The sequence below is a fragment of the Streptomyces sp. NPDC102278 genome, assembly GCF_044766345.1.
GTDB lineage: Bacteria > Actinomycetota > Actinomycetes > Streptomycetales > Streptomycetaceae > Streptomyces.
This window is the reverse complement of record NZ_JBIWLV010000014.1, coordinates 64,004-76,896: the sequence shown is the minus strand read 5'-3', so window position 1 is coordinate 76,896 and position 12,893 is coordinate 64,004. Positions and strand designations below refer to the sequence as shown.

At 70.8% G+C, this 12,893-nt stretch carries 11 protein-coding genes; 8 read left to right on the top strand and 3 right to left on the bottom strand.

The features are described 5' to 3' along the window. Positions 1-137 precede the first annotated feature (137 nt). Positions 138-842, top strand: a complete 705-nt coding sequence (locus ACIRO3_RS28320; protein WP_404141516.1) for a DedA family protein — start codon at positions 138-140, stop codon at positions 840-842. Between the two features lie 224 nt (positions 843-1,066). Here ACIRO3_RS28320 and ACIRO3_RS28315 read toward each other — a convergent pair whose 3' ends face one another. Both ACIRO3_RS28315 and ACIRO3_RS28310 read right to left on the bottom strand, forming a co-directional pair. Then, complete coding sequence (locus tag ACIRO3_RS28315) at positions 1,067-2,713, bottom strand: threonine/serine exporter family protein (RefSeq protein ID WP_361770017.1); 1,647 nt, start codon at positions 2,711-2,713, stop codon at positions 1,067-1,069. A 276-nt stretch (positions 2,714-2,989) separates the two neighbouring features. Beyond that, a complete protein-coding gene (locus tag ACIRO3_RS28310) occupies positions 2,990-3,484 on the bottom strand; it encodes an inorganic diphosphatase (RefSeq protein WP_008742522.1) in 495 nt (164 codons plus the stop codon). Between the two features lie 164 nt (positions 3,485-3,648). On the opposite strand from ACIRO3_RS28310, the gene dacB reads away from it, so the two are divergent. From dacB to ACIRO3_RS28275, 7 genes are all read left to right on the top strand, one after another. After that, positions 3,649-5,073, top strand: a complete 1,425-nt coding sequence (gene dacB, locus ACIRO3_RS28305) for a D-alanyl-D-alanine carboxypeptidase/D-alanyl-D-alanine-endopeptidase (protein WP_404141514.1) — start codon at positions 3,649-3,651, stop codon at positions 5,071-5,073. 52 nt (positions 5,074-5,125) lie between these two features. Next, positions 5,126-6,268, top strand: coding sequence for a zinc-dependent metalloprotease (locus ACIRO3_RS28300; protein WP_366147669.1), 1,143 nt, complete (start codon positions 5,126-5,128; stop codon positions 6,266-6,268). 325 nt (positions 6,269-6,593) lie between these two features. Next, positions 6,594-7,652 carry a tRNA lysidine(34) synthetase TilS gene (gene tilS, locus ACIRO3_RS28295; protein ID WP_361770008.1) on the top strand — a complete coding sequence of 353 codons (1,059 nt, stop codon included), beginning with the start codon at positions 6,594-6,596 and terminating at the stop codon, positions 7,650-7,652. 68 nt (positions 7,653-7,720) lie between these two features. Further along, on the top strand, positions 7,721-8,281 hold the full coding sequence (hpt, locus tag ACIRO3_RS28290; RefSeq protein ID WP_404141512.1) for a hypoxanthine phosphoribosyltransferase: 561 nt from the start codon (positions 7,721-7,723) through the stop codon (positions 8,279-8,281). 247 nt (positions 8,282-8,528) lie between these two features. After that, a complete protein-coding gene (gene ftsH / locus ACIRO3_RS28285; RefSeq protein WP_053678470.1) occupies positions 8,529-10,559 on the top strand; it encodes an ATP-dependent zinc metalloprotease FtsH in 2,031 nt (676 codons plus the stop codon). Between the two features lie 94 nt (positions 10,560-10,653). After that, on the top strand, positions 10,654-11,262 hold the full coding sequence (gene folE, locus ACIRO3_RS28280; protein WP_366147667.1) for a GTP cyclohydrolase I FolE: 609 nt from the start codon (positions 10,654-10,656) through the stop codon (positions 11,260-11,262). Between the two features lie 154 nt (positions 11,263-11,416). Beyond that, positions 11,417-12,340 carry a hypothetical protein gene (locus tag ACIRO3_RS28275; protein ID WP_404141510.1) on the top strand — a complete coding sequence of 308 codons (924 nt, stop codon included), beginning with the start codon at positions 11,417-11,419 and terminating at the stop codon, positions 12,338-12,340. A gap of 14 nt (positions 12,341-12,354) precedes the next feature. On the opposite strand, the gene ACIRO3_RS28270 is transcribed toward ACIRO3_RS28275, so the two are convergent. Next, on the bottom strand, positions 12,355-12,843 hold the full coding sequence (locus ACIRO3_RS28270; protein WP_361770001.1) for a DUF3180 domain-containing protein: 489 nt from the start codon (positions 12,841-12,843) through the stop codon (positions 12,355-12,357). Positions 12,844-12,893 lie beyond the last annotated feature (50 nt).

Here is a 12,893-nt window from a genome sequence, read left to right as displayed (position 1 = left end):
GGGCGGGGCGGAAGTTCCACGCCCGGTCCCCGCAGGTACCTGGAACCTGGCGGGGACCGTGTGCGTTCATAATTGGAACCACCCGTCCTGCCTCGTGTCCCCGCACACACCCCCCGATCCAGGAGATCCCGGAACTCGTGTACACGCTTGCGCTCGGCCCTGAGTGGCTGTCCCCGGAGTATCTGATCGGGCATTTCGGCCTGATCGGCATCCTGGTCATCGTCTTCGCGGAATCCGGCCTCTTCGCGTTCCTGCCCGGCGACTCCCTGCTCTTCACCGCGGGCCTGTTCGTCGCGAGCGGTGACATCAGCCAGCCGCTGTGGCTCGTGTGCACCCTGATCGTGGCCGCGGCGATCATCGGTGACCAGGTGGGCTACCTGATCGGAAAGTACTTCGGTCCGAAGCTGTTCAACCGCCCGAACAGCAAGGTGTTCAAGCGGGAGAACCTGGACGCCGCGCACGACTTCATGGAGAAGCACGGCCCCAAGGCGATCGTGCTGGCCCGCTTCGTGCCGATCATCCGCACGTTCGCGCCGATGGTCGCGGGCGCCGGCGCGATGAAGTACCGCACCTTCCTGACCTACAACGTCATCGGCGGCATCGCCTGGGGCGCGGGCGTCACCTGCCTCGGCTACCAGCTGGGCCAGTTCGACGTCATCAAGGACAACGTCGAGACGATCTTCATCGGCATCGTGCTGATCTCCGTCATCCCGGTGATCCTCGAAGTGCTCAAGGCCCGCAAGAACAAGGCCAAGGGCGCGGAGGCCCCCGCCCGGCCCGGCGACGGCGCCCAGGACGACCCGCAGCCCCCCGGTGGGCGCGGCCGGCACGCGAAGCGCTAGAGCGACCCGTCCGGGCGCCGTGCGGCCCGCACGCGGCCGCACACGCTCTCGTACGCAGAACGCCCCGCGGACCTTCCGGTCCGCGGGGCGTTCGCGTGCCCGGGTCCGCGAGGGACGGCGGAGCCCGTGAGGGGCGGCAGGGTCCGCGAGGGACGGCGGAGCCCATGAGGGACGGCGGAGCCCGTGAGGGACGGCAGGGTCCGCAAGGGACCGGCGGGGACGTCCTAGAAGCCGCGGGTGCGCTTCGCGGCCCGGCGGTTGGCGGCGCTCGCGGCCCCCGGGATGCGCATGAAGAGCCGCGAGGCCTCCGACCCGAGGTTGACGCCGATCGCGATGGCCAGGGCGATGGCCGCGGCGTTCACCAGCGATCCGAGCCCCTCGTTGAGCCGGTTCTCGGCGATCAGCAGCAGCCCGTAGTACGTGGCCGAACCCGGCAGCAGCGGGCCGATCGCGGCCGTCGTGTAGGGCAGGGCGGAGGCGAAGCGGTAGCGGGAGAAGAGCTGCCCGAACAGGCCCACCAGCCCGGCCGCGATGGCCGTGGACGGCACGGGCGGGATCTCGCCCGCGTAGTGCAGGGCGCCATAGGTGATCCAGGCGACGGCGCCGTTCAGCGTCACGATCAGCACGGTGGAACGTTCCTGCTGGAGCAGGACCGCGAAGGTGAACACCAGCACCATCGACGCGGCGATCTGGATCAGCGGCCGCTGGGTGATCTGGAGGACCTCGTCGGGGTTCGGCTGGGCATCGAGCTGGAGCCCGATGTACAGCACGACCAGCACGCCCATGATGATGCCGATGAAGAGGTACATGACCTCCAGCAGGCGGGCCGACGCGGTGATGTAGTACCCGGTCAGGCCGTCCTGCACGGCCGCGACCAGGGCCCGCCCCGGCAGCAGCGCGAACAGCCCACCGGTGATCACCGCCGAGGCCTTCACGTCGATCTCCGCCAGCTTCAGCGCCACCCCTATCGCGGCGGGCGGCATCGCGGCGACCACGAACTGGTAGAACTCCGGCAACCCGCGGCCCGCGCACAGCCAGGCCAGCCGGTCACCGAGGACCGCCCCGATCGCGGCGGCGAAGAAGACGAACACCCCACCGCCGACCAGGGTGGAGGCCGCCCCGGCGAGCAGCCCGGCGGACGCCGTGAGCATCCATCCCGGGTAGGGATGCCGGTTGCGTCGGATCTCGGCGAGACGGCGGTAGGCCTCCTCCAACGAGACGTCCATCTCGTGGGCGCTGATGTCGTCCACCAGCCGGAAGACGGCCGCGAGCCGGTTGTAGTCGGTGCCGCGACGACGCACCGTGCGGTTCGCCGAGACCGGATCGTCCACCAGCGAGGGCTGGTGCGTGACGGACAGCATGGTGAAGGTGACGGTGGGCTCGCAGCGGTCCAGGCCGTAACTGCGGGCCACGGCGAACATCGCCGCCTCCACGTCCTCCGCCCCCTCGCCGCCGGCCAGCAGCAGCTCGCCGATGCGCAGCGTGAGGTCGAGAACGCGCCCCACCGCGGGACCGGACTCGCTCACCCGCTGCACGGCCTCCGGCACGGGCCGCACGTCCACCGGCATGCGCAGCATCGTGCGCATCCGGTCCTGCCAGGGGGACTCCTTCATCCGCACCACGGGAAAGCCCTGGCCGGGCGTGTACGCGGGCGGGGACTGCGCGGCCGTGTAGGTGTGCGGCGTGGCGAACGCGGACCCCTCGGGTTCCGCGGCCACCGACGCCAAGCCGTCCGGAACGGCGAACTCCGAGGTCGGCTGATCGTCCTCCGGCGCCTCCGCGTGCGTCCCGGCGGGCGCCGTGAACGCACTGCGTGCCTCGTCGGATTTCGGCTTCCGGTCCTCGGAACCGACGCCCTCGCCCTCCGCCACCCGTCCTCCAGTCCACCGGCCTGATCATCAGTATGCGGAACACGCCCGTCCACGGCGAAAGCGGAAGCCGCGCCCCGACTCCGCCTGCCCGACTTTCCCGCCCGCACCCGACCTGCGAGACGGGGCGCACACCGCTCGCACACCGCCCGTACGCCGCTCGCACACCGCCCGTACGCCGGGCGCCGACGACAACGGGCGGCACCCCCTCCGAAAGGGGATGCCGCCCGCGATGTCACCGGGGTGGCGGAACGCGCCCACCCGTCACCGAGCCGGAGCTCAGTGGTGGCCGCCCTGGGCCTCAAGGCGCTTGTACGAGGCCTCGATCTCGGCCTCGGCCTCGGTACGACCGACCCAGTTGGCGCCCTCGACGGACTTGCCGGGCTCCAGGTCCTTGTAGACCTCGAAGAAGTGCTGGATCTCCAGGCGGTCGAACTCGGACACGTGGTGGATGTCGCGCAGGTGCTCGACACGCGGGTCCGAGGCGGGGACGCAGAGCAGCTTGTCGTCGCCGCCGGCCTCGTCCGTCATGCGGAACATGCCGATCGCGCGGCACTTGATCAGGCAGCCCGGGAAGGTCGGCTCGTCCAGGATGACCAGGGCGTCCAGCGGGTCGCCGTCCTCACCCAGGGTGTTCTCGACGAAGCCGTAGTCGGCCGGGTAGCTGGTCGAGGTGAAGAGGCGACGGTCCAGACGGATCCGGCCGGTCTCGTGGTCCACCTCGTACTTGTTCCGCGAACCCTTGGGGATCTCGATGGTGACGTCGAACTCCACGTCCTGCTCCTCCATGATCAGCTTCATTGCTTCGAGACTGCGCTGGTTCACCTGCGAGCGCGGCCGACCCGTCCCTGCCGGGGTGGGGTGCCATGCTCGCGGCAAGACGCAGTGGTTAAGTGTCCCTCACGCATATGTGTGATCGCGAAAGGGGCTGGTCCGAGGTGCCATTGGACAAGACGTGGCAGCTCATCGCGGGGTCGGCCGTCGCCGGCCTCGCCCTCTCGCTGGCGACGGTGGCCGCCGCCGGTCCGTGGGACTCCGGCCAGCGTAAGGCCGAGCGGGACAGGGCCGCCTCCTGGAGCCATACGGGTGGCGCAGATCACGCCGCCGGCGGCCTCCCGCAGGCCGCGCCGAGCGCCCCCGGCGTACTGGCCGGGATCGGCCGAGAGCCCCGGCCCGTGCCCGCCGGCGGCCCGGCACTCGCCGAGTCGCTGGAGCCGCTGCTCGCCGACCGCGGACTCGGGGACCTGCGTTCGGCCGCCGTGGTGGACACCGCCACCGGGCAGGTCCTCTTCGAATCCCGCGCGCGCGAGGCCATGACCCCCGCCTCCACCGTCAAGATCGCCACGGCCGCCGCCGCGCTGGCCGCCCTCGGCCCCGAACACCGGATCCGCACCACCGTCGTCCCCGGCCCCGGCCCCGGACAGATCGTCCTGGTCGGCGGCGGCGACCCCTCCCTCACCGCCAAGAAGAAGGCACCGGCCGGCTCCGGCGGCAGCCTCGTCGCCCTCGCCGCCGACACCGCCCGCGCCCTCAAGGCCGCCGGCACGGACTCCGTCGCCCTCGGCTACGACGACTCGCTCTACAGCGGCCCGGCCCGCCACCCCATCGGCGTCAACGACAACATCGCCCCCGTCACCGCCCTCATGGCCGACGAGGGCCGCCCCGACGACTCGGTCTCCGGACCCGTCGAGCGCACCGAGGACCCCGCGGGGGACACCGCCCGCGCCTTCGCCGCCCTGCTCAGGGAACGCGGCATCAAGGTCACCGGCGACCCCGCCGAAGCCACGTCACCCACCGGGGCCAAGCCGCTGGCCACCACCCTGTCCACCCCGCTGGGCGGCCTCGTCGAGCGCATGCTGACCAACAGCGACAACGACATCGCGGAAGCCCTGGCCCGCCAGACCGCCGTCGCCTCCGGACAACCCGCCAGCTTCGAGGGCGGGGAGAAGGCCGTCGCCGCCCGACTCGCCGCCCTTGGCGTCGACGTCACCGGCGCCCGATTCGCCGACGGCAGCGGCCTGGCCCGCGCCGACCGGGTCACCACCGCCCTGCTCACCTCCCTCCTCGCCCAGTCGGCCGACCCCCGGCGCCCCGAGCTGCGGCCGGTCCTCACCGGACTGCCCGTCGCCGGATTCTCCGGAACCCTGCGCGCCCGCAACGCCGGAAACTCGCCGGCCGCCGGCCTCGTCCGGGCCAAGACCGGCACGCTGAGCGGGGTCAACGCCCTCGCCGGCACCGTCGTGGACCCGTCCGGACGGTTGCTCGCCTTCGCGTTCCTGACCGCGAACAGCCCCGACCCCGCCGCCGCCGAGAAGGGCCTGGACAAGCTGGCCGCCACCGTGGCGGGCACATCCGGGCCGTGACCGCGCCCTTCGGGGGGATCCGCCACGGCGCGGGTCCACGTACGGTTGACGCATGACGAGCATCGGTGGTGTGGAGATGGTCGACTGGAACCTCGCGGTGGCGACCGCGACCCGGCTGGTCCGGCCGGGTCCGGAGGTCAGCCGCGACGAGGCCCGGGCGGTGGTGGCGGAGCTCCGCCGGCACGCCAAGACCTCGGAACGGCACGTGCGCGACTTCACCCGGATGCTGCCCGACGGCGCCGAGGTGAACGACACCCCCGTCCTGGTCGTCGACCGGGCCGGCTGGGTCAAGGCCAACGTGGCCGGCTTCCGCGAGCTGCTGGGCCCCTTGCTCGGAAAGATGCAGGAGCGCCGCGCGGGAACCCCCGGCGGCTCCGTGCTCGGGGCGGTCGGCGGCAAGGTCACCGGCGTCGAGCTGGGCATGCTGCTCAGCTTCCTGGCCTCCCGCGTCCTCGGCCAGTACGAGACCTTCGCGCCGGCCGCCCTCGACCTGCCGGGCTCCACCGGCGGCGGCCGACTGCTGCTCGTCGCACCGAACATCGTGCACGTGGAACGCGAGCTTGAGGTCGATCCGCACGACTTCCGGCTGTGGGTCTGCCTCCACGAGGAGACGCACCGTACGCAGTTCACGGCCGTCCCGTGGCTCCGCGCCCACCTGGAGGGCGAAATCCAGACGTTTCTCGGAGCCACCGAGATGGACCCGATGACCGTCCTGGAACGACTGCGCGAGGCCGCCCAGTCCTTCGCGGGCGCCCGCTCCGACGACGAACGCGGCGAAGAGGGCCGCTCGCTGGTCGAGCTCGTACAGACCCCCGAACAGCGCGAGGTACTGGGCCGGCTCACCGCCGTCATGTCCCTGCTGGAGGGCCACGCCGACTTCGTCATGGACGGGGTCGGCCCCGAGGTGGTGCCCTCGGTCGCCGAGATCCGGGAGAAGTTCCAGCAACGCCGCGCCAGCGGCGCCGGCCGGCTCGACGCCACCCTGCGCAAACTGCTGGGCCTGGACGCCAAGCTCCGCCAGTACCGCGACGGCGAACGGTTCGTCCGGGCGGTCGTCGGCCAGGTCGGCATGGACGGCTTCAACCGGGTCTGGACCTCCCCGAACACGCTGCCGACCAAGGCGGAGATCGCCAAACCCGCGGACTGGGTGGCACGGGTCCACGGCAAGGGGAGCGAGGACGGCGGACCGCAGTGACCCCGGGCGCCCCGGCCGTTCGCCGCCGCCCGACGAGCGGGCACCGCCGCCGGGACCCCCTGTCACCCGACTCACCCGCCCGGCAGGCTTGAAATTGTCCCGTTGGGGGAAACAGCGTCACCCGTCCGAGGGACCGTGGGCCGTGGAAGGGCGTGCGATGCTCGGGGAACGGCTCGGTTCTGTCACCATCGACGCACTCTGAGTGACAACCGGTGCTCGCCGGAGGCTCCTCGCGGAGGCCCCGCCGATCACCGGCACCACCGAACACCCCTGCGCACCACCCCAACGCCTCCGAGGCATCCGAACTCCACGAAGGGCACCGGACATGGGTCCCCATCCTGCGGTCGCGGCGATACGCCTGGCGGTCCGCCGCGTACTCCACGACGTCCTCACCGACCTCACCGATCCGATCGAGCCGCACCCGACCGGCCGCCCCGCCGACCGTCGCACCGCGCCCGGCACCCCGCCACTCGTCCTCGTCGCCTGCTCCGGCGGCGCCGACTCCATGGCCCTCGCCTCCGCCCTCGCCTTCGAGGCCCCCAAACTCGGCATCCGCGCCGGCGGCGTCACCGTCGACCACGGACTCCAGGCCGGATCCGACCTCCGCGCCGCCGAAGTCGTCAGCCGCATGACCGCGCTCCGCCTCGACCCGGTGGAGTCCGTCGCCGTGCGCGTCGGCCGTGACGGCGGACCCGAGGCCGCCGCCCGCGACGCCCGCTACGGAGCCCTGGACGCCACCGCCGAACGGCTCGGAGCCGCCGCGGTACTGCTCGGCCACACCCGGGACGATCAAGCCGAAACCGTCCTGCTGGGCCTCGCCCGCGGCTCCGGCACCCGCTCCCTCTCCGGCATGGCGGAGAAGTCCGGCGGACCCGGGCGCACCAACCGCTACCGCCGCCCCTTCCTGCAGATCGACCGGCAGACCGCCCGCAAGGCCTGCATGGTCCAGTCGCTCCCCGTCTGGGACGACCCGCACAACATCGACCCGGCCTACACGCGCTCCCGGCTGCGCCACGAGGGACTGCCCGCCCTGGAGAAGGCGCTGGGCAAAGGGGTCGTGGAAGCGCTCGCCCGCACCGCCCAGCTCTCCCGCGACGACGCCGACGCCCTCGACGCCTGGGCCGCCGACGCGGACGCCGGCGTCCGCGACGCGGACGGCCGCCTGGAGTGCGCCAAGCTGTACGCGCTGCCCCCCGCCGTCCGCCGCCGCGTACTGCGCCGGGCCGTGGTCGCCGCCGGCTCCCCCGCAGGCTCCCTCTTCGCCCGTCACATCGAGGAAGTGGACCGCCTCATCACCGGATGGCGCGGCCAGGGCGCCATCAACCTGCCCGGCCGGGTCGAGGCCCAGCGGCAGGGTGGCAGACTTGTCATCCGGCAGGGCTGACCGGTGCTGAAACGCGGCTGAGCCTCCGGGGGCACCCACCTCCGGAGTCGTGGCCGACAACGAAAGTGATGCGGGTGGACGAGAAGGACATGGGCTCCGACCTCGAGTCGGTGCTCATCACCAAGGAAGAGATCGACGCGAAGCTCGACGAGCTGGCAGCGAAGATCGACGCGGAGTACGCGGGCAAGGACCTGCTCATCGTCGGTGTGCTCAAGGGCGCGGTGATGGTGATGGCGGACCTGGCACGCGCCCTGTCCACCCCGCTCACCATGGACTGGATGGCGGTGTCCTCCTACGGCGCCGGGACCCAGTCCTCGGGCGTGGTCCGGATCCTCAAGGACCTCGACACCGACATCAAGGGCAAGCACGTCCTGATCGTCGAGGACATCATCGACTCGGGCCTGACGCTGTCCTGGCTGCTGTCGAACCTGGGCTCGCGCGAGCCGGCGTCCCTGCAGGTCGTCACGCTGCTGCGCAAGCCCGAGGCCGCCAAGGTCGCGATCGACGTGAAGTGGGTCGGCTTCGACATCCCGAACGAGTTCGTCGTCGGATACGGCCTGGACTACGCGGAGAAGTACCGCAACCTGCCGTTCGTCGGCACGCTCGCCCCGCACGTGTACGGCGGCTGACCCCGACGGCCGCAGCGGCCCCGGTCCGACGCGGGCCGCGCCACCCCCCGAGCACTCCGGGGAACCGACAGGGAAACCTGGGGAACCTGGAGGCGATTCCCGCCGTTGGAGCAGGGGAAGGTGGGTCTGTCAGCCGTCCCACGAGGCCGCGGGTGACAATACAGGGGTACATTCCGAAGAACAGTCTTTACTCACAGCAGCATTTACCTACGGGCAGGAGGGACGGGGTGCCTAGCGCCCCGTATGGATGGACGTGAAGCGATACTTCCGTGGGCCGGTCATGTGGATCGTGCTGGCCGTCCTCGCCGTGGTCGTGTTGATGAACGTCGTCGGCTCCGGCGGCGGCTACAAGTCGGTGGAGACCAGCGAGGTCATCAAGGCGATCAACAGTGGCCAGGTGGAGAGCGCCAAGCTCACCACCGGTGACAGCCAGATGATCAAGATCGAGCTGAAGAAGGACCAGAAGCTCGGCGACAACGACGGCACCAAGTTCCAGGCCAACTACATCGGGGACCAGGGCGTCCAACTCGCCCAGAACCTCCAGACCAAGTACGAAGCCGGTCAGATCCCGGACGGTTACACCGTCTCGCCGGACAAGACCAGCCCGTTCCTCAGCGTGCTGCTCTCGCTGCTGCCCTTCGTTCTCATCGTGGTCGTCTTCCTGTTCCTGATGAATCAGATGCAGGGCGGTGGCTCCCGAGTGATGAACTTCGGGAAGTCCAAGGCCAAGCTCATCACCAAGGACACCCCGAAGACGACGTTCGCCGATGTCGCGGGCGCGGACGAGGCCGTCGAGGAACTCCACGAGATCAAGGAGTTCCTCCAGGAGCCGGCGAAGTTCCAGGCGGTCGGCGCGAAGATCCCCAAGGGCGTGCTGCTCTACGGCCCGCCCGGCACCGGAAAGACCCTGCTCGCGCGTGCCGTCGCGGGCGAGGCCGGTGTTCCCTTCTACTCGATCTCCGGTTCCGACTTCGTCGAGATGTTCGTCGGTGTCGGTGCCTCGCGTGTCCGCGACCTGTTCGAACAGGCCAAGGCCAACGCTCCGGCGATCGTGTTCGTCGACGAGATCGACGCAGTCGGCCGGCACCGCGGTGCGGGCCTCGGCGGCGGTCACGACGAGCGTGAGCAGACCCTCAACCAGCTGCTCGTCGAGATGGACGGCTTCGACGTGAAGGGCGGCGTCATCCTGATCGCCGCCACGAACCGGCCCGACATCCTCGACCCGGCGCTGCTGCGCCCGGGCCGTTTCGACCGGCAGATCGCGGTCGACCGTCCCGACATGCAGGGCCGTCTGGAGATCCTCAAGGTCCACCAGAAGGGCAAGCCGGTCGCCCCGGACGTCGACCTGGGCGCGGTCGCCCGTCGCACGCCCGGCTTCACGGGCGCCGACCTCTCCAACGTCCTGAACGAGGCCGCGCTGCTCACGGCCCGCTCGGACAAGAAGCTGGTCGACAACCACGCGCTGGACGAGGCGATCGACCGTGTGGTGGCGGGCCCGCAGAAGCGGACCCGGATCATGTCGGACCGGGAAAAGAAGATCACCGCGTACCACGAGGGCGGACACGCCCTGGTCGCGGCGGCCTCCCCGAACTCCGACCCGGTCCACAAGATCACCATCTTGTCCCGCGGTCGGGCCCTGGGCTACACCATGGTCCTGCCCGACGAGGACAAGTACTCGACCACGCGCAACGAGATGCTCGACCAGCTGGCGTACATGCTGGGCGGGCGCGCGGCCGAGGAACTGGTCTTCCACGACCCGACCACCGGCGCGGCGAACGACATCGAGAAGGCCACCGCCACGGCCCGCGCGATGGTCACGCAGTACGGCATGACCGAGCGTCTCGGTGCGATCAAGTTCGGCGGCGACAACACCGAGCCGTTCCTCGGGCGCGAGATGTCGCACCCGCGGGACTACTCGGAAGAGGTCGCGGCGCTGGTCGACGAAGAGGTCAAGAAGCTCATCGAGACCGCGCACAACGAGGCCTGGGAGATCCTGGTCGAGAACCGCGACGTCCTCGACAACCTCGTCCTCGCCCTGCTGGAGAAGGAAACGCTGAACAAGGAGCAGATCGCCGAGGTCTTCTCCACCATCGTGAAGCGTCCGGCCCGCCCCGCGTGGACCGGTTCCTCCCGCCGTACCCCTTCCACCCGTCCGCCGGTGCTCTCTCCCAAGGAGCTCCAGCTGACGAACTCGGCGAACGGCACCTCGGCGGCGACGCCGGCCGTGTCGGTGGACAAGGACCCGGAGCCCTCCCCGGAGGAGCGTCCCGAGGCCTGATCAGTCCCGGAATGGATGCCGCGCCCCCCAGGTTCTAGCCTGGGGGGCGCGGCACTTTCACGTGTGCGCGTGTGCAGACAGGAACGAGGAAGAGATGACCGACCCAGTGACCCTGACCGGTGGCGAGGGCACGATCGGCGAGTTCGACGAGAAGCGCGCCGAGGCGGCCGTCCGGGAACTCCTGATCGCGGTCGGCGAGGACCCGGACCGCGAGGGCCTGCTGGAAACGCCGGCGCGCGTTGCGCGAGCATACCGGGAGATCCTGGCGGGGCTGCGGCAGAAACCCGAGGACGTCCTGACCACGGTGTTCGACCTGGGTCACGACGAGCTGGTCCTGGTGAAGGACATCGAGATCGTTTCGTTGTGTGAACATCACCTTCTGCCCTTCCATGGAGTGGCCCACGTTGGCTACATCCCGGCGGACAACGGCAAGATCACGGGACTGTCGAAGCTGGCCCGTCTCGTGGACGTCTTCGCCCGCCGCCCCCAGGTGCAGGAACGTCTCACCACGCAGATAGCCGACTCCCTCATGCAGATCCTGGAGGCTCGGGGGGCGATCGTCGTGATCGAGGCCGAGCACATGTGCATGTCGGTGCGCGGGATTCGCAAGCCGGGGGCCAAGACGATCACGTCGGCGGTCCGCGGTCAGCTGCGTTCCTCGACGACCCGTGCCGAGGCCATGAGCCTCATCATGGCCCGATAGGTCCACAGGTCCCCACGGGCAGTGCGTTGTCGGTGGGGACCGCTACGGTGCCCTTCCTGAAGCCGTCGGGAGTGCGGGAGGGGCACCGATGCTCTGTGGTCTGCCAAGCCGGCAGACGGTCAACGTCGTGGGCGGGAGGTCACGCGCGTGCGACGTGCGACCTGGGCACCGTCTCTGGACCCTCCACGACGGCCGCACGGAACAGACCACGGTGGTCGACGTGTGGGCGGCCACGACGCGCGAGGTGCTCGACGTGACCACGACCCACACGACCTTCGGCGTCATGCCCGAACAGCTCTTCCTGACACCGGATGGCTGGACGCGAGCGCGGGACGCCGCGGGCACCAAGATCGCCTGGACACACGCCCGCCGACTCTGCAGGGAACGGCCCGTGATCCGGCCGACCTACCCGTGGGGTTACCTGATCGGCGCGACCTGCGCGGACGGGACGGTGGGAAAGAACTACGTGTCCCTGGTCGTGAACGACGAGGGCTTCGCCACCAAGTACGCCCGGGCCCTCACGGCCGCCACCGGGCTTCCCGCCCGACTGGAGGCGGTAAGCCGGCCCTCGGGGTGCCTCGGGCGGGAGGCTCCGGGCTTTCGGGTGCGTGTCGTCTCGTCGTACCTGGCCGACCTGCTGCGGCAGTACGTGGGCGGGGACGCGCACCACATGCGACAGCGCTTTCCGAGGGTCGTCCTGCGCGACCGCGAGTGTTTCGACGGGTTCCTGGACGGCTACGCCGACAGCGACGGGTGCCGGATCGCACGGTGGCCCGCCCGCATGCTGGTCAGCGCGAACATTGCGTTCCTCACGGACCTCGCCGAGATCATCGGGGCGCGGTTCACACCCGATGCGAAGCGGTCGGCGTCGCACCTCGTGGTGAGTGACCGATGGGCGGCCCGAGGAACCTTCCGGGCCGAGGCGCACCGCGTCGAACTCGACGAGGGGGGATGGGCCGAGGTCGGCGCGGTCGGGGCGCGACCCGCGAGCACCAAGCCGTACACGGTGTACGGCTACCGGCTCGGGCCGCATCCGCACTTTCTGGTGAACGGGCACGTGGCGTGGGGCGGAGCCTGACGTCCGCGGGCGGGTCAGGCCGGGGCGGGGGCCTCGGGGGCGGTGTCGTCGTCCTCCGGGAGCTTCAGGACGTGTTCCAGGAACAGGGCGGCGGCGATGACCGCCGCGCCCGCCAGGACCGAGCCGCCCGCGTACCAGGCCTGGTCGCGGCGGGCGGGCACGTCGAGGGCGTCCGTCAGCAGGAAGACGCCGACGCCGCCGTACATGCCCGCCACGAGGGCCGCGACCAAGGCGCTGGCCTGTCCGAAGACCACCGCGCGGGCCGCCATCAGGGGCTCCACGCCCTTGGCTCCGGGGCGGCGCTCGCGCTGGGCCTTGAGCCGGGCGCGCATCGACAGGGCCGTGGCGAAGAGCACCACGGCGATGACCGCGAGCACGATCGGGGCGGCCAGGGGGACGCCCGGCAGCGTGCCGTAGGAGTTCCACATCCGGGCGCCCGCCCAGGACAGCACCCCGGCGACCACGAAGATGCCCGCCAGGACCGCCGGCCTCAGTTGCTTCACGTACCCGTTCCCCGCTTTCCGCACCGATTCGTCAGCAGTGAACAGGCTAA